Annotated in this window: 20 protein-coding genes; 10 read left to right on the top strand and 10 right to left on the bottom strand. The window is 70.8% G+C overall.

The features are described 5' to 3' along the window. Positions 1–38 precede the first annotated feature (38 nt). The gene (locus ACH4C6_RS30380) at positions 39–1,061 is read left to right on the top strand and encodes a TIM barrel protein (RefSeq protein WP_398111839.1); all 1,023 of its coding nucleotides are present in this window, start codon (positions 39–41) and stop codon (positions 1,059–1,061) included. Between the two features lie 2 nt (positions 1,062–1,063). Next, positions 1,064–2,392: an FG-GAP-like repeat-containing protein gene (locus tag ACH4C6_RS30375; protein WP_398111893.1), complete on the top strand. Its 1,329-nt coding sequence runs from the start codon at positions 1,064–1,066 to the stop codon at positions 2,390–2,392. Positions 2,393–2,575: 183 nt separating this feature from the next. Here ACH4C6_RS30375 and ACH4C6_RS30370 read toward each other — a convergent pair whose 3' ends face one another. Further along, positions 2,576–3,301, bottom strand: a complete 726-nt coding sequence (locus tag ACH4C6_RS30370; protein ID WP_398111838.1) for an NAD(P)H oxidoreductase — start codon at positions 3,299–3,301, stop codon at positions 2,576–2,578. 67 nt (positions 3,302–3,368) lie between these two features. Between ACH4C6_RS30370 and ACH4C6_RS30365 the strand changes: the two genes are divergently transcribed. Further along, positions 3,369–4,331 (top strand): AraC family transcriptional regulator, encoded by a 963-nt coding sequence (locus ACH4C6_RS30365; protein WP_398111837.1) that lies wholly within the window; start codon positions 3,369–3,371, stop codon positions 4,329–4,331. Between the two features lie 179 nt (positions 4,332–4,510). After that, positions 4,511–4,984 (top strand): hypothetical protein, encoded by a 474-nt coding sequence (locus ACH4C6_RS30360; protein ID WP_398111836.1) that lies wholly within the window; start codon positions 4,511–4,513, stop codon positions 4,982–4,984. Between the two features lie 113 nt (positions 4,985–5,097). On the opposite strand, the gene ACH4C6_RS30355 is transcribed toward ACH4C6_RS30360, so the two are convergent. After that, positions 5,098–5,409, bottom strand: coding sequence for an Ig domain-containing protein (locus tag ACH4C6_RS30355; protein ID WP_398111835.1), 312 nt, complete (start codon positions 5,407–5,409; stop codon positions 5,098–5,100). A 401-nt stretch (positions 5,410–5,810) separates the two neighbouring features. On the opposite strand from ACH4C6_RS30355, the gene ACH4C6_RS30350 reads away from it, so the two are divergent. Continuing rightward, positions 5,811–7,496, top strand: a complete 1,686-nt coding sequence (locus ACH4C6_RS30350) for a ribonuclease J (RefSeq protein ID WP_398111834.1) — start codon at positions 5,811–5,813, stop codon at positions 7,494–7,496. Positions 7,497–7,746: 250 nt separating this feature from the next. On the opposite strand, the gene ACH4C6_RS30345 is transcribed toward ACH4C6_RS30350, so the two are convergent. Next, positions 7,747–7,902: a DUF6131 family protein gene (locus ACH4C6_RS30345; protein ID WP_398111833.1), complete on the bottom strand. Its 156-nt coding sequence runs from the start codon at positions 7,900–7,902 to the stop codon at positions 7,747–7,749. A 263-nt stretch (positions 7,903–8,165) separates the two neighbouring features. Here ACH4C6_RS30345 and ACH4C6_RS30340 point away from each other — a divergent pair, with 263 nt between their 5' ends. Then, the gene (locus ACH4C6_RS30340; RefSeq protein ID WP_398111832.1) at positions 8,166–8,420 is read left to right on the top strand and encodes a DUF5302 domain-containing protein; all 255 of its coding nucleotides are present in this window, start codon (positions 8,166–8,168) and stop codon (positions 8,418–8,420) included. An 83-nt stretch (positions 8,421–8,503) separates the two neighbouring features. Here ACH4C6_RS30340 and ACH4C6_RS30335 read toward each other — a convergent pair whose 3' ends face one another. Continuing rightward, positions 8,504–9,232 carry an SDR family oxidoreductase gene (locus tag ACH4C6_RS30335; protein ID WP_398111831.1) on the bottom strand — a complete coding sequence of 243 codons (729 nt, stop codon included), beginning with the start codon at positions 9,230–9,232 and terminating at the stop codon, positions 8,504–8,506. A gap of 104 nt (positions 9,233–9,336) precedes the next feature. Between ACH4C6_RS30335 and ACH4C6_RS30330 the strand changes: the two genes are divergently transcribed. After that, positions 9,337–9,714, top strand: coding sequence for a MerR family transcriptional regulator (locus ACH4C6_RS30330; RefSeq protein ID WP_398111830.1), 378 nt, complete (start codon positions 9,337–9,339; stop codon positions 9,712–9,714). 132 nt (positions 9,715–9,846) lie between these two features. Here ACH4C6_RS30330 and ACH4C6_RS30325 read toward each other — a convergent pair whose 3' ends face one another. Continuing rightward, positions 9,847–10,380, bottom strand: a complete 534-nt coding sequence (locus ACH4C6_RS30325) for a GNAT family N-acetyltransferase (protein ID WP_398111829.1) — start codon at positions 10,378–10,380, stop codon at positions 9,847–9,849. 206 nt (positions 10,381–10,586) lie between these two features. Here ACH4C6_RS30325 and ACH4C6_RS30320 point away from each other — a divergent pair, with 206 nt between their 5' ends. Next, on the top strand, positions 10,587–11,993 hold the full coding sequence (locus ACH4C6_RS30320) for an FG-GAP-like repeat-containing protein (protein ID WP_398111828.1): 1,407 nt from the start codon (positions 10,587–10,589) through the stop codon (positions 11,991–11,993). A gap of 202 nt (positions 11,994–12,195) precedes the next feature. Here the strand turns inward: ACH4C6_RS30320 and ACH4C6_RS30315 are convergent, their stop codons facing one another. Genes ACH4C6_RS30315 through ACH4C6_RS30305 form a run of 3 tightly spaced genes read right to left on the bottom strand, consistent with a single transcriptional unit; the run spans position 12,196 to position 14,408 of the window. Further along, positions 12,196–12,489 (bottom strand): DUF1330 domain-containing protein, encoded by a 294-nt coding sequence (locus ACH4C6_RS30315; protein WP_398111826.1) that lies wholly within the window; start codon positions 12,487–12,489, stop codon positions 12,196–12,198. Between the two features lie 30 nt (positions 12,490–12,519). Further along, positions 12,520–13,953: an MFS transporter gene (locus ACH4C6_RS30310; protein ID WP_398111825.1), complete on the bottom strand. Its 1,434-nt coding sequence runs from the start codon at positions 13,951–13,953 to the stop codon at positions 12,520–12,522. Then, entirely contained in the window at positions 13,950–14,408 is a 459-nt protein-coding gene (locus ACH4C6_RS30305) for a MarR family winged helix-turn-helix transcriptional regulator (RefSeq protein ID WP_398111824.1), read from the bottom strand. Before ACH4C6_RS30305 ends, ACH4C6_RS30310 begins: the two co-directional genes overlap by 4 nt. Positions 14,409–14,571: 163 nt before the next feature. Here ACH4C6_RS30305 and ACH4C6_RS30300 point away from each other — a divergent pair, with 163 nt between their 5' ends. Then, complete coding sequence (locus ACH4C6_RS30300) at positions 14,572–15,996, top strand: FG-GAP and VCBS repeat-containing protein (protein WP_398111823.1); 1,425 nt, start codon at positions 14,572–14,574, stop codon at positions 15,994–15,996. Between the two features lie 116 nt (positions 15,997–16,112). Then, positions 16,113–16,661 (top strand): hypothetical protein, encoded by a 549-nt coding sequence (locus ACH4C6_RS30295; protein ID WP_398111822.1) that lies wholly within the window; start codon positions 16,113–16,115, stop codon positions 16,659–16,661. 217 nt (positions 16,662–16,878) lie between these two features. Here ACH4C6_RS30295 and ACH4C6_RS30290 read toward each other — a convergent pair whose 3' ends face one another. Together ACH4C6_RS30290 and ACH4C6_RS30285 are read right to left on the bottom strand one after the other, a co-directional pair. Then, positions 16,879–17,757, bottom strand: a complete 879-nt coding sequence (locus ACH4C6_RS30290; protein WP_398111821.1) for a hypothetical protein — start codon at positions 17,755–17,757, stop codon at positions 16,879–16,881. A 131-nt stretch (positions 17,758–17,888) separates the two neighbouring features. Next, positions 17,889–18,698: a class I SAM-dependent methyltransferase gene (locus tag ACH4C6_RS30285; RefSeq protein ID WP_398111820.1), complete on the bottom strand. Its 810-nt coding sequence runs from the start codon at positions 18,696–18,698 to the stop codon at positions 17,889–17,891. Positions 18,699–18,843: the final 145 nt, after the last annotated feature.

Here is an 18,843-nt window from a genome sequence, read left to right as displayed (position 1 = left end):
GCAGCGCCCGGACCCACCACAGGAGGAGCACGTCCATCATGGAACCCGAAGCCATCGACCGCACGGAATGCGGCAGCGACACCAGCGCGTGCCACACCCCCGACTCGGACCCGCCGGCGGCACCCATCGAGCGCGCCAAACTCGGCATCACCCCGACCTGCTGGCGCAACGCCGACTTCCCCGACATCGGCGAGCGCATCGCACCGGCCGACATCATCGGCGGCATCAGGGCGTGCACCGCCACCGTCTCCGGAGCCGAGGTCCGCTACCGCGGCACCAGCCTGGCCCCCTACTTCCACGAGCCGGAGCTGAACCTGCTGCGGAAGCCGCCCCGCCCCATCGAGCTCACCGAACCGTGGGTGAGCACCTTCTACACCGAGCACGGGGGCGCGGAAAGGACGCTTCGCGACTTCGAGAAGCTGCGCACCTACTTCGGTGACCGCCGGCTGCCCCTGCGGCGGCTGGGCGTCGCGGAGTTCGGCAACGCGGTCCACCTGGAACCCGACACCCCACTGAGCGAACGTCCCCGCTTCAGCCAACGGCAGTGGGAGAGCCTGGTCACCGGGCTCAACGACCTGGGCGAGCGCTGCCGCAAGGACGGCATCGAGCTGTGCTACCACCCCCACATGGGCACCGGGGTGCAGAGTCAGTCGGACATGGACCGGCTCATGGCCGCCACCGACACCAAGAGCGTCAAGCTCCTGCTGGACACCGGTCACCTCACGTGGGCCGGTGGAGACCCCGTCGCCGCCGTCCGCCGCCACGGCCGGCGCATCCGGCACGTTCACCTCAAGAACGTCAGCCCCGACATCGTCCGGGACGCCCGGCGCAGCGACTACAGCTTCAGGACGGCAGTCGAGAAGGGTGTCTTCACCGTTCCCGGTGAGCAGGGCGCAGTCGACTTCCCAGCCGTCATCGACGAACTGCGCCGCGTCGGATACGACGGTGAATGGCTGGTCGTGGAGGCCGAACGGAACCTGAGCAACGTCGACGAGGGCAACCGCTACGCCCAGACGGCACTCGCCTTCCTCGCGGGACTCGGACTGGGTGCGTGCCCGTGACGATGAAGGAACCCGCTTTCACCCGCGTCGAGATCGCCGACGACACCGGTGACGGCTACTGGATCCACGCGGCCGACCTCGACGACGACGGCCGCGTCGATCTGGCGGTCAGCGGCCTGACCCGCCAGGAGGTCGCCTGGTATCGCAACCCCGGCACCGCCGACGCTCCCTGGACTCGGCACCGCATCACCGAACCGCAATGTCCCAGGAAGCCGGTCGCGATGGACGTCGTCCGGCTGCACGGGGATCGTCACCCCTCGCTCGTCCTCTGCCACGACTACGGCAGATGCATGTTCGACTGCGGTTGCCACGACGGCAAGATCTCCCTGCTGCGCCGCCACGACAGCGCACACGAACCGGATCGGTGGCAGTGGCAGCAGACCTCCATCGCGACACTGGTCGCCACCCACCGCCTGCGCTGCGGCCACTTCACCCGTACCGACCGACTGCAGGTGGCAGCCTTTCCCGTGGTGGGACCGCAGGGCGGCGAAGCCGGCGTGACCGAGCCGGCCCGGCTCATGCTCTGGGACGTCCCCGACGACCCCGAGGGAGCCTGGGGCGAAGGCACGGTGATCGACGAAACACACTTCCGCATCGTCCACGCGGTCGTCACCCGCGCCTTCCCCGGCACTCCCGGAAGCAACCTGGAGTCCTTCCTGCTCGCGTCGGCCGAAGGCATCTCATGGCTCGGCTGGGACCCGCACAACCGGAGGTGGACGCACCAGCGCATCGGCCGGGGGGTGCCCGCCCGCCCCTCGGCCGAGCTCGGAGGCCGGACGTTCAGCGGAACCGGGAACCTCGCCATCGGCCGGGTCGGCGGTCAGGCCAACGCCTGCATCCTCGCCGCCGAACCCTTCCACGGCAACACCCTCGCCGTCTACACCCGGCCCTGGGGGAGGGGTTCCTTCGACCAGCCCTGGCAACGCCGCGTCCTGCGCGTCTTCCCCCAGCCGACCGTCGTCGACGGACGCGCCTACGACGCTGTCGTCCACCACATCGTCGCGGCCGACTTCGACGGTGACGGGGACGACGAATTCCTGGTCGCCCTGCGCGGCCCGACCGACAGCGAGGGAGAAGGAGAGGGCGTCTACTACTACAAGCTGGACGCCGACGGCCGGGTGCGGCAACAGCGGCGCCTGGACACCGAGTCGGCCGCTCACCTCGCCGTCGCGGACTTCACCGGCGACGGGCGACTCGACTTCGCCACCGCGTCCTACTACACCGAGGGCTACTACACGCCGAAGGGCATGAAGCCCAACGTCCGGGTCTTCCACAACACCTTCGGCACACCGCGCGACAACCCCTGGTGGCCGTCCAGCGCGGACGGCTAGCCGAGCTGACCGATGGCACCACCGCCCGCTTCGTGCGGGTGCAGGTCCATGCGCAACAAGGCGGCAAGAAGGAGGAGCTGCCGGGGATCGCGGAACTCCGCGTGACGCGGAAGCGGTAGCCCCGGCACCGCACAGACGGTTCACCGGCCGGCGAGCGCCGGCCGGTGCACCGGCCGTACTCCGTCAGGCCGTGACGAGGCCCTCGGCGAGGAACTTCTCCACGAACTCCTCTGCGCGCCGGTCGAAGTCCGCGTACTGCGCCGTCCGTTCGCTGCCCGCGACCGCCTCGCCGATCAGAAGGGTGCCCTCGGAGTCGAGGCGCTGCGGGCGCTCCTCCGCATCGGTGAGGAGGCCGACGGTGGAGTGGGCGAAGCCGCAGTAGGAGGCGATGCCCTCGCTGAGGTTGGTCTCGAGAAGGCTCCTCATCCCCTCGACGACGGGATCGCCGGCGGTGGCGCCGGCGAGACCCAGCCACAGGATGCGCTTGCCGGCGAGACGGGGCCTGCTGCGTCCGTAGGCGAACCCGTAGTTCCACACGCGGTCGATCCAGCCCTTGAGGAGAGCGGGCAGGTGCTGCCAGTAGACCGGGAAGACGGCGACGACGGCATCGGCGTCGAGGACGCGCCGCATGTGACGGTGCACTTCGTCGGAGTACTTCTTGTCCCTGTCGCCCCAGTCCGGCTGGTCGGCCTCGTTCATACGCGGGTCGAACCCCTCGGCGTGCAGGTCGAGCAGGTCGACGCGGTAACCGGCGGCTTCGAGGCGCGCGGCGGTACGGCGGGCCGTGTGCGCGGTGAGGGAATCGGTGCGGTGGTGTGCGACGACGACGAGGGCTGTCCCGGCATGGGTGTCCTGCTGCGGCACGGTGTCTCCCGGCTGGTCTCGATCAATGCGACGAGTCCAGTACATCCACCGCATCGTGGATGATCCATGGGAGAAGCGCTCCAGAACATAGGAGAGCGTCTACAGTGAGGGCGTGGATCCTCTGAGTTCACTGCTGAGCGGCATCCGGGCCGAGGGCTCGGTCGTCACCCGCGCCGTACTGGCCCGGCCCTGGACCATCCGCTTCGCCGACGCCGCGCCCCTCACCATGATCAACGTGCTGCGCGGCGGCGGCACACTGCTGCTGCCCGACGGAACGGAACGCGTCGTCGGTCCCGGTGACACCGCCCTCGTGCGCGGCCCCCAGCCGTTCCACCTCGCGGACGACCCCGCTACGGTGCACAGCCCACACGCCGCCTACGAGATCGCCTGCTTCACCCCACACACCGACTGCACCGCCGAGGAACTCGGCGGCATCCACTGGGGCGCCGACGCGCCGGAGGCCACCGCACTGATCGTAGGCGCCTACCGCGCCTCGGGCCACCGCCACGAGCGGCTCCTGCGTGCCCTGCCGCCCGTCCTGGTGGTCGAGGAGGACGCCGAGGTGTGCGCCTGGCTGGAGACGGCCGCCGCCGACGCGGCCCGGCGCACGGCCGGGTCACAGGCGTTGATGGACCGGCTCCTCGACTGGGCCCTGGTGTGCACGCTGCGCAGCTGGTTCGACACGGCGGGTGCCGACGCGCCCAGCTGGTACAGGGGCCTCGCCGACCCGGTCCTCGGCCCCGCCCTGCAGTCCTTCCACGACCGGCCGGCCCAGGCGTGGACAGTGGCCTCCCTGGCCGCCCGCTCGGGCGTCTCCCGCGCCCTGTTCGCCAAGCGCTTCACGCAGCTGATGGGCCGACCGCCCCTCGCCTACCTCACCGAATGCCGCCTGGACGAGGCCGCGACCCTCCTGACCGACACCGACCTCACCCTCGCCCAGGTCGCCAGATCCGTCGGCTACGCGGACGCGTTCGGCTTCAGCGCCGCGTTCAAACGCCACCAGGGGTTGAGCCCCAGCGTGTACCGCAGAGTGACGGCGGGGGCGGGCGCCGTGGCGGGCACAGCGACGCCCTGACATCTGTCAGGGACGCCCCGTCCCCGGCGTGACCTACGGTTCGAGGCGCCGGCTCGGGGGAGCTCTCGGCCGCTATGGCATCGGGAGCGGGGGATGTGAGCGCTCCGCCGGTCGACAGGTCGTGGCGACGACGTCTCGCGTCGCCAGGGCGGCATCGGCTCGATCACGGAGGAGATCAGATGAGGCTGACAGGCATGGGACGACGGGCGGCTGCCACGGTCGCGGCGCTGACCGCCGCGGTTCTTGTTCCGCTGGCGGCGCAGGCACCGGCACAAGCGGCATCGAACGTCGCGACCGGATCGTCCGCATGGACACCGCAGATCTACCCCCTGTTCTCGGGTGAGTGGGTACAGCGGGACGTGTCCAGCGCCGATCGGAACTACTGGCTGGCCGGCTGCGCCGCGGCGGAGGGCATCGCCTGCGTGTCGGTCGGCCAGGGCGACGGCAAGCACAGCGTCTTCCATCTGTTCAAGTGCGATACACGGTCGTTGTCGAACTTCATCGACGCGCTCGCCGTCCGCAATCACCAGACCGGCGGGGCGGAAGTCCACTTCTCGGGCCCCAGGTACGAGGTCAGGATCCCCGCGAACAACACGACCACCACGGTCCCCGACTACGCGACGTACGACTTCAACCGTCTCGACATCTGCTGACGGCGGCGTCGACCCGGGCACGCTCGTCCTCGTGCCCGGGTCGAAAGCCGTTGCCCGCGCCGCCGCGGCGCGACTGGCCGCGGCGGCGGTCCCGCTTTCCTCGCGACGAGCGCTCACCGGCGTCGCGGCGGAGGCTTGGTCCGGGACTTTCGGAGTCCCCTGTCCTTGGCCTTGACGGGCACGGTGACCCGCATGCTTGCGCCCTGAGACGGGAGGTAGGCGTCCGACACCGTCACCGTGAAGGTGACATCCGTGGCTCCGGTCGGTGGTGTGCCGAAGATCCGTCCTGTGACCTTGTCGCCAGCCAGCCAGTCCGGCAGGTCTTGGAAGGCGAAGGTCCTGGGGGTGCTGAACGCTCGCGTACCGATGGCTCCGCTCACCGTCGGCGTCCAATGGATGGCGGATTGTTTCGATTTCACGCTCATCCGAGTAATCCGCATCCTAGGAGCGGTGAATCGTCCGAGCAATACTTCCGAGTGCATTTATGCAAAAGACCGGAAAATCGCCGGAATGGATAGATTCTGTGTGTATCTATTTCGAGTCGGATCTCCGGATTTCACCGGATGTACTCGACGGCCCTTATTTTGATCGAGTGGATCGGGTGGGTTCCGCGAGGCGCAGCGCCCTGCGGCGCACTCGGGCCCCGGGCCCGGCGGCAGCTCCGCTCCAACGAGGCGGGCGGGCGATTCCCCCGCCCCCGCGCGTGGTCACGGCCCTGGATCCCGGGCCCGTCGAGCCCGCATCGCCGCCCCGCACGCTCGACCGGCCCAGCAGTAAGCCGGGGCCGATGATCGTCCTGGCGCGGACTTTTCGGTAGCGTGAGGGTATGAGCCATCCGCACCCCGAACTCAAAGCCGCTCCGCCACTGCCCAAGGGAGGGCTGAGGGTCACCGCTCTAGGCGGTTTGGGCGAGATCGGCCGGAACATGACCGTCTTCGAGCATGCGGGCAAGCTGCTGATCGTGGACTGCGGAGTGTTGTTCCCCGAGGAGAACCAGCCCGGCGTGGACGTGATCCTGCCGGACTTCACCTCCATCCGGGACCGGCTCGACGACATCGTCGCCGTCGTGCTCACCCACGGTCACGAGGACCACATCGGCGGCGTGCCCTACCTGCTGCGCGAGCGGAGGGACATTCCCCTCGTCGGCTCCAAGCTCACGCTCGCCTTCATCGAGGCCAAGCTCAAGGAGCACGGCATCAGGCCCCGCACGGTGCGCGTCCGTGAGGGCGACCGGCGCGGCTTCGGCCCCTTCGACTGCGAGTTCGTGGCCGTCAACCACTCCATCCCGGACAGCCTCGCGGTGGCGCTGCGCACCGCGGCGGGGATGGTGCTGCACACCGGCGACTTCAAGATGGACCAGTTCCCCCTGGACGACCGGATCACCGACCTGCGGGCCTTCGCCCGCCTCGGTGAAGAGGGTGTGGACCTGTTCCTGACGGACTCCACCAACGCCGAGGTCCCCGGCTTCACCACCTCCGAACGCGAACTGAACCCCGCGATCGAGCAGGTGATGCGCACCGCGCCGCGGCGGGTCATCGTCTCCAGCTTCGCCAGCCACGTGCACCGCATCCAGCAGATCCTGGACGCCGCACACCAGTACGGCCGCAAGGTGGCCTTCGTGGGCCGCTCCATGGTCCGCAACATGGGCATCGCCCGGGAACTGGGGTATCTGAAGGTCCCCTCCGGCCTGGTCGTGAGCACCAAGGAGCTGGAGAAGCTCCCCGACCACAAGATCACCCTGGTGTGCACCGGATCGCAGGGTGAACCGATGGCCGCCCTGTCCCGGATGGCCAACCGCGACCACCAGATCCGCATCGGCAAGGGCGACACCGTCCTGCTCGCCAGCTCCCTCATCCCCGGCAACGAGAACGCCATCTACCGGGTGATCAACGGCCTGACCCGGTGGGGCGCCAACGTCGTCCACAAGGGCAACGCCAAGGTGCACGTCTCCGGCCACGCCAGCGCCGGCGAACTCGTCTACTGCTACAACATCGTCCGCCCCCGCAACGTCATGCCCGTGCACGGCGAGTTCCGCCACCTGCGCGCCAACGCCGACCTCGCCATCCGCACCGGCGTCGACCCCGAGCGGGTCGTCATCGCCGAGGACGGCGTCGTCGTCGACCTGGTGGACGGCCGCGCCTCCATCACCGGCAAGGTGTCCGCGGGCAACGTCTACGTGGACGGCATGGAGGTCGGCGGCGCGACGGAGGCCTCCCTCAAGGACCGGGTGACCCTGGCTGAGGAGGGCGTCGTCACCGTCGTGGCCATCGTCGACGCCGACACCGGAGCACTGACCGAGCCGCCCGACTTCCTGGCCCGCGGGTTCGTCCACGACGAGACCACCTTCGAGCCGGTGATCCCCGTCATCGAGAAGACGCTGGCCAACGCCGCTCAGGAAGGCGTCGGCGACGCCCGCCAGCTGGAGCAGCTCCTCGCCCGCGCCGTGGGCAACTGGGCGTTCCGCACGCACCGCCGCAGGCCGCTGATCATCCCGGTGATCATCGACGCCTGACCGGGAGCACGTGTCCGGTGGCTCCTGCCACAGGCGTGGCTTCGATGCCGTGCCGGTCCGGGGTCCGCACACGTGCCGCCTCGGCGCTGGTGGTCGCGACCACCAGCGCCGACGCGGCTGCCGTCGGCCAGTATCCAATGCGCTGGACGGCCGGATCGCCGGACCGCACGGACCGCCGGACCGCACGGACCGCCGGACGGTCGGATCGCCGGGTCGCGGGACCGCCCGACCCGCCGCTCCCGTCCACGGACTACCAGTAATGCCGGCGGCCGCCGACGGCGTGTCCCATGGAGCCCATGATCCACAGCGCTGCGCCGATGACCGCGAGGATGATCCCGATCGTCCACAGGACCGAGATCCCGGTGATGAAACCGACGACCAGCAGGATGATGCCGAGGAGGAGCATGACGGCCTCCGGTGGGAAGTAGTGCTGCTTCCAATATGCACCTCCCCACGGTCTGTGCGCTCGTGCTGGTGAGAAGCACGTACAGCGCTGCCCGCGGCACCCCGGCGGTTGTCGATCTCCCCCGGCAAATGGTCCGCGACGGCCGCACACCGGCCCACCGCGGGGCTCGGAGCGAAAGCGGCTCGTGATGTCGGCTGTCGGCGGCACATGTGACGCCCGGCATGACAAGCTGTGGTCTCCAACCGCGCACCCAGGAGGTCCCCTTGACCGCAGAGTCTTCGACGCCGCAAGCGCCGGAACCGGCCGATGCCGAATCGGGCGACACCGGGAGCCCCGCTCTCTCGCCCGACGCCGACGGCCAGTACGACCTCAAGCGCAAGTTCCGCGAAGCCCTGGCGCGCAAGCGGAGTATGCAGGCGGATGCCGCCGACGTGGCGAGCAACCCGCACGCCGCCAAGGTCCGAGGCGCACACGGACCGGCTGCGCAGCAGCGGTCGTTCAGGCGCAAGAGCGGCTGACCCCGGACCGGCCACAGGGCCGGCGGCCCGCGGGGGAGCCGCTCCCCGTGTCCGTATCGCCCCGACCCGCGGTCTGAGGACCCTCAGGCCGCGGACAGCGCCGCCAGGGCGCGATCCATCGCGGCGGTGAACTCCTCCGGGGTCAACGGCAGACGCGACTTCACGTCCTTGCTCCACTGGTCGGCCAGAACCTCGGCGGAGCCCGCCTCCACACCGTCCAGGGCCGCGTCGGCCAGGTCGGACGGGGCGATCTTGGCCACGGGCCAGCCCGCCGCCATGTCCGTGTCGGCCAGACCGAGGTGTACCGCTGTCACGAGCGTGCCCTGCTCGGCGAGTTCCAGGCGGACGCCGTTGGTCATGGCCCAGGCGGCGGCCTTGGACAGGTGGTAGGCGTTCGCGCCCCTGCCCCCGAACCAGGACATGGCGGAGAGTACGTTGACGATCGCGCCCCCGCCGCTCCTGGCGAGAGTCGGGGCGAACTCCCGGATCATGCTCAGGTGACCGAACATGTTGGTCTCCAGCTCGTGCCGCACCGTCTGCAGCGAACCGGTCAGCAGATCGGTTCCCGTACTGACTCCGGCGTTGTTGACGAGCAGCGAGACGTCCGGGGCGGCCTCGGCGGCGGCCCTGACGGATGCGGGATCGGTGATGTCGAGGGGCAGCACCTCGACCCCGGGCAGATCCACGGTCTCCGGCCGGCGAGCCGTCGCGTAGACCTTGCGGGCGCCTCGTGCGACCAGGCGCTGGGCGAAAGCGCGGCCCAGACCGCGGTTGGCCCCTGTGACAAGGGCGACGGAGTTGTTGATGTCCATGTCCGTTACGCTAAAACCTGACGCCAACGTCAGAGGCAAGTGCTGATGTCCGGTGCCGGGGATTTCCCATCGGACTTCCCGGAGCCCGGGGGAGAGGAGGCACCGTGACCAGCGCAGTGGATGCGGGCGAGCGGTTGATCCGCATCGGCGAGGTGGCACGTGGTGCCGGGGTCTCGGTGCGCGCCGTGCGCTACTACGAGCAGCAGGGGCTGCTCACCGCGGAGCGCAGCCCGTCCGGCCAGCGCTTGTACCGCCAGGACGCCATCTCACGGGTCCGCTTCTTCCAGCAGATGTACGCCGCTGGTCTGACCAGCAGGAGGATCACCGAACTCCTTCCGTGCTGGGACTCGGGGCACACCGACGCCGAGCAACGCGCCATGCTGCGCGTCGAGCGCGAGCGCATCCAGGCCAAGATCGACGAACTGCTGGCCGCCCGGGACCGCCTCGACGAGGTCATCGCCGTCACCGACACACACCCCTAGGTGTCACGGCACCGTCCCACCGATCCAGCCGTCGTCGTCGCCGCCGTCGCGGCCGACCCGGCGTGGGCATCGGACGAGGTTCGCCTGGAACCCGGGCGCATGCTTCGCAGCGGCACTGCCCCTGATCTGCCCCTAGTGCTGATACTGCGTCAGATCGATGCCGTACAACGTCAGGTCGTGGCCATGGACCGGGTGCCGTGTGGCGCCTTCCGCCTGCATCCCGAGTTTCCCGAGTACGTTCGCCGAGCTTCGGTCCTCCGTCCGGCACGCCGCGACCACGCGGTCGAGGCCCCGGTCCTGCAAGGCGAACTCCAGGGTGGCCTGAGCCGCTTCCGAGGCGTATCCCTGGCCCCAGAACACGCGTCCCAGCCGCCAGCTGATCGCCACCTGGCCTGCGATCTCGGACGGTGTCTCCGCCACGGTCAGACCGACGGCACCGGCCAGTTCACCGGAGCCCAGGAGCTCGACGCCGAACATCCCGAAGCCTTCCTCGTCCCACTCCTCCTCCCATGCCTCGATGTCCTCGGCCGTCTGGTCGAGGGAGCGCGTCCTGCCGTCGCCGATGTTCCGCATCACCACCGGATCGGCGTGGATCTCGGACAGAGCGACGAGGTCGTCGTCGAACCATCGACGCAGGACGAGGCGGGGGGTGCGGATCTCGGTCATGGTCCCATCCTGCCGAGACGGCCGTGGCGAAGCGAATCGCGGCTCCCGCGGCCGGTCGGCCGCGCCGGAGGCCGGCGGCAGCCGAGTACGTGAGCGGAGCGGTTCGGCGAAGGCGAAATTCGGTCACCCGGACCACAACCGTTTCGGTCCCTCGCGGGTCCCAGATGAACGACAGACCTATCCGGACCCAACTTTCGGAGTCATTCGTGCCTCACCCCAAGAGCCGTCGCCACGTCGCACGGTGCGCGGCGCTGGCCGCGCTGCTCACCGCGCCGTTCGTTCTGTCCGCCGGTCCGGCCGCCGCCGCCGGGCCGAAGACCCCCGTGGTGGACTTCAACGGCGACGGCTTCGCCGACCTCGCGGTCAGCGCCCCCTTCGCCACCGTGTCGGGCCTCCAGCAGGCCGGCTACGTCTCGGTCCTGTACGGCTCCTCGGCCGGCACCGACACCGCCCACCCGCAGCTGATCACGCAGGCGACCGAGGGCGTGCCGGGCGACCCCATGGAGTACGGGACCTTCGGCACCAGCACCGCTGCCCGCGACCTGGACGGTGACGGGTACACCGACCTGATCGTCGGCAGCTACTACACCCCGATGGTGCTCTGGGGCTCCCCGCAGGGCCTGGGCGAGGGCGCCCCGCTCGGCGACGCCGCCTACCGGGTGGCCGCCGGTGACATCGACGGCGACGGCCACGCCGACGTCATCGCCAACGGCAACGGCAACCTGGAGGTCCGCTTCGGCCCCTTCACCCGGGCCGGTGCTCCCGCCCGGACGAACACGCTGGAGATAGCCGACGAGTCCGGCCCCCAGGACATGGCCGTCGGCGACATGAACGGAGACGGCAAGGACGACGTCATCACCACGAACGGCTTCGAGGAGATGCAGTTCCACTCCCGCTACTACAAGGGGACCTCCACGGGGCTCAGTTCGACCTTCAAGAGCACCGGCTACTACACCGTCGGCGGGGTCGTGGCCGACGTGAACAAGGACGGCTACGGGGACTTCGTGGCCCGCCAGGTCGACCACGTGTCGGAGATGATGGACTACGACGCGGGCGCGGTCCGCGTCGTCTACGGTTCGGCGAACGGGCCCTCCACGCGCACCGCCAGGATCACGCAGAACACGGCGGGCGTCCCCGGCACGGACGAGGCGGGCGACAACTACCGCAACTTCGGCGACCAGTTCGGCTACTCGCTGGCCGCCGGCGACGTGACCGGCGACGGCTACCCGGACATCGCGGTCGGCGTGCCCGGCGAGGACGTGGGCACGGTCCGCGAGGCGGGCGCGGTGGTCCTGCTCAAGGGCGGCCCGTCCGGCCTGACCGGCTCGGGCGCCCAGGCGTTCCACCAGTCCACCTCCGGTGTTCCCGGTGTGTCCGAGACGAGCGACAACTTCGGCCGTACGGTCCTGCTCGCCGACGTCAACGCCAACAACCGGGCCGACCTCATAGCGGCCGCCCCGCTGGAGGACGGCACGTACAAGGACTCGGGGGCGGTGTGGGTGCTGCGCGGCTCGAAGACGGGCGCGACGACCAACAACATCACCTCGTTCAGCCCGGGTTCGCTCGGTGCGCCGCAGAAGGAGGCGCTGTTCGGGCAGCGCATCGCCCGCTGATCGACCGACTCCGCGGGACCCGGGCGGCGCGCCGGCCTCTCCCGGGTCCTCGCGGAACCGGCGTCCCGCCCACCATCGTTGACCCGGGCCTCGCGCGACCGACGGCACCTTGAGCGGGACTCCTGCCCGGGTGCCGGCTCCTCCGCCGGCACCCGGGCCCTCACGCGGACTGGCCAGCGAAGATCCGACCACACCACCGCCGTCAGTCCATGCCCTCGACGATGCGGAAGTCGCGCTCGACACCGTCGGAGAGGGCGACCAGCGCCTCCTGGTAGGCCGCACTCTCGTAGGCCGCGACGGCCTGCTCGAAGCTGTCGAACTCGACCAGGACGGTGCGCTCGGCGATTCCGGCGCCGTGCGCCACGACCCGACCGCCTCGGACGAGGGTCCGACCACCCCCGGCCTCGACGGCGGGACGGGCCAGCGTGTTGTAGGCGGCCAGCTTCTCCGGGTCCGCGATGGTGCGGTAGACGCTGACCCAGTAGCCCTTGGGCATGAGACCTCCGATGTGGTGAGTGCATCCGACTCAGGGATGGGCCGGAGACGAGCGCCGGCGGGCGAGGCAGAGGCTCGTCAGCGTCGTGAGCGCCATGGCACCGAGGCCGGCCAGAGCGGCGGTGGTGTAGGCGCTGTCGTCGGGGAAGAGGTGGCCGGGGCCGGTGCCCGCCGCGAGGATCAGGCCGCCCAGGGCGCTGCCCAGGGAGTAGCCGACGCTGCGGACGACGTAGTTGACGCTCATGGCGCTCGACGTCTCGCTCCTGGGGGTGACGGCCAGGATGACGCCGGGCATGGCGGCCGAGAAGCCGCCGACACCCAAGCCCAGCACGCCCATCGCCGCGAACAGTTCGGCCAGGTCCGACCGGGCCGCCGCGAACAGGGCGAACCCGCCGCCGACCACGACGGCGCTGCCGGCCAGCAGCAGCGGGTCGGCGACCCGCGTCCGGACCCGCGGCGTGAGCTTGCCGGCGACGAACCCCAGCACCGAGAACGGGACGAGGACCAGCCCGGCGACGAAGGTCGTCAGACCGAAGCCGTAGCCGGCGCCGTGCGGCGTCTGCGCGTACCGGGTGATGAGCGTGAGCAGGAGGTACATGCCGATCCCGCCGACGAACATGGCGAGGTTGGCCCCGGCGACCGCCGGGTGCCGCACGGCTCGCACATCGACCAGGGGCGTCCTGCTGCGCAGCTCGATCACGACCCAGAGGCAGAGCAGCACCACTCCGGCGACGGAGAGGCCCGCCGCCACGGTGAGGTGCCGGCTCCACAGACTCCGTTCACCGGCGAGGAACAGCACCAACAGCAGGGCGGCGGCCAGGACGACCGCGCCCACCAGGTCCACGCGCGCGGAGCGGCCTTCGGGTGCTTCGGGCATGGAGCGCCACGCGGTCAGGAGGGCGGCGGCGGTGACGGCCAGACCGAGGGCGTAGGCGGCCCGTACTCCGCCGAGCTCGGCGAGCAGTGCGGCCAGCGGGTAGCCGACGCCGGCCCCGACGATGGAGACCACCGAGATCAGGGCGATCACGCCCCCGCCTCGCTCCTCGGGGAGATGGTCCCGGGCCACGCCCATCATCAACGCCGTGAGCCCGAGACCGACGCCCTGGGCCGCCCTGCCCGCCAGCAGCCACGCGAACGGCAGCGGCAGCACGGTGAGCGCGCTGCCGGTGACGACGACCGCCAGGGTGACGAGGATCGTGGTCCGGCGGTGCGGGCCGGCTCCGAGCCGCCCCAGCACCGGCGTGGCGACGGCACCGCTGAGCAGCGCGACGGTCAGCGTCCACTGCGCGCTGCCGAGCGAGACGTGGAACGAGGTCGCCACGCTGGTGATGAGCGGCGCCCCGAGGCTGCCGACCACAGCCACGACCAGGGCGATGAACATGAGGGCGGGAACCAGCATCCGCGCCTCGGATCGCGGCACTGGGACCGTTTTCACCACGTCTCCGCCGACCGGCCGCCCGGTCACTGCCCGAACCCGTCGCGGTCCTGGCTCTCGAGCTCTGCCAGATGTTTCAGCGCCGGAAGGGCCGCCAGCAGCGCCTCGATCTCGTCACCGGTGAGTTCGCCGATCAGCCGCTCGAACGCGTCGACGCCCGCCTGGCGCCGGGTCCGGACGTAGGTGGCGCCCGCGTCGGTCAGACACACCAGCGTGACCCGCCTGTCGGACGCGTCGCCCCGCCGCTCGACCAGACCGGACTCCTCCAGCACCCGGACCAGGGCGGTCATCGCGGGCTGGGTGACGCCCTCGACCGCGGCCAGGTCGGTGATACGCCGGGGGCCCGTCCGGTCCAAGGTGGCGAGGGTGGCGGCGGACGTCAGGCTCATGTCCCGGGGGAGGCGTCTCGCGGCCCTGGTGGCCAGGCCGTAGAGGGCTGCCCCGATGGCGGCGGAAGCGTCAGGAGCGGTGTCGCGACGACTCATGCCGGAAGCATAGCATTTTTATATACAGCAGTTATGTATGTGGGAGGGGGGAGGTCCCTGTGCTGAGGGCGAAACACCGAGCATTGCCACAGGAGCTTGCTGATCACTAGGTTTGTGCCGTCGGGGATCGGGTGGCACGAGGTGCTGGTCGTCAGGGGTGGCGGTGCGGAAGTTCGCGGGTGCGTGTGAGGCTGCGGTTGCCCCTCGGTTCCTGCTCGCCCTGCTGGGCTGTGCGCTCCTCCTGCTCACCGGTTGCTCCGGCGGCAGCGGGCGCCAGGACGGGAGCGCCGGCCGTTCGGGGGAGAGCCGGCCGGCCCCTCGGGACCGTGACGGTCGCAGCGAGTCGGGCACCGGCGACTTCGACAAGGACGGTTACGACGACTTCGCCACCGTGGAAGTCGACCGCGCCTCCGGCGAGTCGGGAGGGCGTCTGGTCGTCGTCCCGGGCTCGAGACGCGGACTGGACGCGGCCCGGGCCACGCGTGACGACGGCGGGTACAGCGCCCCGCTGCTCCGCGGCGACCTCGACGGCGACGGATTCACGGACCTGGTCGCCACGCGCGCACCCACGCGACCGGGCCGCAAGACCGAGCCGGGTGCCGCCTATCAGGCGGTGGTCCTGTTCGGTGGGATGAACGGCCTCGGCAAGCCCGTGGCGGTGACCGCCCCGCGCCAGTTCCTCGCTGTGGCCGCTGCCGATGTCGACGGTGACGGGGCCCTCGACCTGATCGACCGCGGCATGGGAGCGCAGCAGAAGGACCCGGAGCGGATTCCGGGCCGGATCGCGTACGGCCCGTTCGGACGGAACGGCGCCCCGGCCCGGCTCGTGGAGCAGGACTGGGAGGCCGCCGGAGGCGGGGCCACCTCCGGTGACTTCGACGCCGACGGCTTCGACGACCTGCTGTTCACCGGCAGCCCGCCGTACGAGGAAGACGAGGAGCCGGGCTCGGACCCGGTCCCCGCAACTGCCTACTTCCGCGGCAGTCCTGACGGGCCCGTCCGGGCCGACCCGCCCCAGGGCCTGGACAACGCCACCGAGGACGGAGCCCTGACACCGCTGACCGGCGACGTGAACGGCGACGGCGTCACCGACCTCCTCGTCGGAGGGGGCGGCGTCGGGTCGCCGGCCGCAGGGCTCGACCCGGGACAGCTCACCCTCGTCCACGGGGCGCCGGGCGGCCCCGGCACGGGGCGCCGCAACACGGTGCTCAGCCAGGAGACCCCGGGCATCCCCGGCGACGGGCAGGGCAAGGACTTGTTCGGCGCGGTCTCCGGAACCGGTGATGTGAACGGCGACGGCCATCCGGACCTGGTGATCGACACTCCGGGCGAGGACAAGGCGGGCCGCTTCACCCTGCTGCCCGGTGCGGGCGACGGCTCCGGTCCCGACCCGTCCCGAGCCACCGCCTTCGACGCGGCGACCTACGGTGGGGCATCGATCAGCGCCACCGTGCCGCTGCTGGACGTCAACGGCGACAGGTTCACGGACGTGGTGGCCGAGACGCCGGACGGCTTCCTGCTCTTCCTGGGAGGCGCGGCGGAGTTCCCCGCCGAACAGCCGACGCTCACCGAAAGGGTCACCCGGTAGCCGGAGTTGCCGCCCAGAAGGTGCTCGCTGCGGCGGACGATCGAAGTGTTCTTGTCGCCGCTGCTGCGAGCGGCCCGGGGGAGGGAAAGGCTTGCCGAAGGCCGAAGGGGGACGCCGTGCTGGGGCTGCTGGGCTTCTACGACGAGTTGGACGACTGCTCCGGCCGACCGAACGGATCGATACGCGATGCCGTCCGGCCCGTCGGCGAGCCGGATGAGAAGGACCTGGTGGCCTACCTGGACGCAGGCCACGTCCTCCTCGACGTCATGGAAGGCGGAGACGACGTCATCACCGGGGAGGCCCACCGGCATTCTCTGGGATGCTCCTCCTTGTTGACGGACGGTACGTGGCTGTGGCGCCAGGACTTCCCGCACTACGTCGAAACGCACCATGTCGCGCTGCCCGACGCGTTCATCGCACATGTGCGCAGCCTGAACCACCGGATGCCCGCGATCGACGTCGCGCAGTTCGCTCCGCACTACGACGAGACCATGCCCCTTGTCGGCTGGGCCTCGGCCGTCCCGTTCCGATCGACCGCGACCACCCTCGTACCCGTACCGCGGCCCGTGACCAGTAAGGCCCAGTTCGACGCCGCGACATCGGGCCGGGACCGCAATCGACCACACGGCAGCTGGGGTCGGCCACGCAAACCGCGCAGAACATAGCCACCCCTCCGATTCCGCGAATTCCGCGAAAGAAGTGAGGGGGGCGGTCACACACCGACGCGTGACCCGCCCGGCCTGACGGGGCGTCAGGGGCCGGCCGGGGCGTGCGATCGAGTGCGGGCGACGGCCCGCTGAAGGGAGCGCTGCGGCCGGTGCACAGCAGGGGCACTTCCCCTGCCGACGTGCGTTCGTCGTCACACCCGGTGTCAGGGGCGGACTACCCGGCAGCGCGCCACGTACCGTCCGTCAGACCGACCGGGTTGGCGGGCGGCACGAGGCCGGAGTCCAGGACGCGGCGTGCGAGCGGTTCGAGCAGGTGGGCGAGGCGGGCGGTGGCTTCGGCACCCAGGGCGTGCCACGGCGCCGCCGCCGCGGCGTCCGTGTCCGCCTCCATCTGCGCGTGGGCGGCCGCGCCAGCCGTCGTGAGGCGCTCCTCCTCGTCGATCCAGCCGCGCCCGCGCAGCGCGTCCTGCGCCGCCTGCCATGCCTCGGTGTCCCACTGGCGGATGCGTTGCTGGAATTCGGCGTCGGTCTCGCCCGTCGCGCTCTTGAGCACCAGCGCCTCGACCGGTCCCAGGCCACGGCCGACCAGCACGGCGACATGGCCGTCTCCGCGGTGCTCGCGCAAGGTGGTCGCGGCCTGCCAGAGCCGGACGTGGGGTTGATCCGGCCGTGGCAGGGTCTGGTTGGCCGCGCCGAGCACCCGACCCGCCGTGTCCGCGGCGCCGGCGGCCTCCCATGCGAGGTCGGCGGCCTCGGCCAGCTCGGCGGAGCCGATGACGTCGGGACCGTAGAGGCTGGTCATCGCGGCGTCCACGGCCCGTTCGCGAGCCTCGATCACCTGCTGCGGCCCGGCCAGACTCCAGGCTTCCGGCAGGGCGCTCGCGGCCCGGTCGGGGTGGAACACGTAGAAGCAGCTCGTGACGACGGGGGCGGGGACAGGGCCCAGAGGCGCCGCGCGCAGAGCGAAGTAGCCCATCCAGTAGCCCCGCATCCCGAGTCCGTCCATGGCCTCGCGCACCTCGGGGGCGAAGTAGACCAGTTGGTGGACCGGCTCGTACCTCTCCCACATCGCCCGTGCGGCGTTGTCCCTCACCTTGTCCTCCCGGCTCGTCGGGTTCGGCCGTGCCGTGCGCCGAGAGGCAGCATCCATCATGACAGCGGTCATAACAACCCCCCGGCTGGGCGCCACCAGGCAGCGTCCAGCCCGGCCCGGCCGGTGAACGGTCAGTGGCTGCCGCCGGCCTTGACCGCCTTGGTGGCGAAGTAGCCGGGGAGCCAGCCGGCCGTGGCCTCCGAGTGGTGCGGGGCCTCGGTGAAGCCGGTGATGGCGAAGCCCGCCGCGATCTGCCCGCCGATCTGCTCGGTGAGTGTGTGGCTGTACTCCACGGGCGCGTCGAGGCCCCACAGCCGTTCACGCTCGGCGGGATCCAGGTGGGTGAGATCGCTGTAGGGGAGGCGGTGCCGCACCACCAGCTCGCCGCGCGCCTCCAAGGACTCGGCGTCGAAGAGGTAGACGTCCGGGTTGAGGAAGCCGGACAGCAGTGTCCCGCCGGGGCGCAGCACGCGGTGGCACTCGCGCCAGACCGGCGCCGGCTCCGGGATGAACAGGTTGGAGACCGGGTGGACGACGAGGTCGAACGAGGCGTCCGGGAACGGGCTCAGGTCGCGCGCGTCACCGAGCACCGTGCGCAGGTCGAGCCCTTCCCGCTCCGCGACCATCTCGTCCTGCGCGAGTTGACGGGGCGAGTTGTCGAAGACGGTCACCCGCGCGCCCGCTGCGGCCAGCACCGGACCCTGCTGCCCGCCGCCGGAGGCGAGGCAGAGCACGTCACGACCGGCGATCTCCTGCGGAAACCAGGCCGGGTCGACCGGCTCGTACCCGATCAGGACGATGGACCACCGACCGGCCCGCGCCTCCGCGATCACCTCGGGACCGACCGGGCGTGACCACTCGTTGCCCTCCTCCACCTCGCGGTCCCAGGCGAGGCGGTTGTGCGCGACGGGGTCGATGGGGTCGACGGGAGTCTGGCTCATACGCCGTATTTTAGTGATGGGTACGCGCACCCGTGATGAACAGAGCCTCGCTGCCGAAAGCGGGTGGGGCGGGTGTGGCGCCCGCGTGCGGCGCACCACGACAGCTCTGCGAGGATGGTCCACAGTCGTCCGTACCGGCGCGGGC

It is taken from the genome of Streptomyces sp. NPDC017943 (assembly GCF_044328425.1).
Taxonomy (GTDB): domain Bacteria; phylum Actinomycetota; class Actinomycetes; order Streptomycetales; family Streptomycetaceae; genus Streptomyces; species Streptomyces djakartensis_A.
Note: the sequence above shows the minus strand (reverse complement) of the source record. Positions and strands in the feature narration are given on the sequence as shown.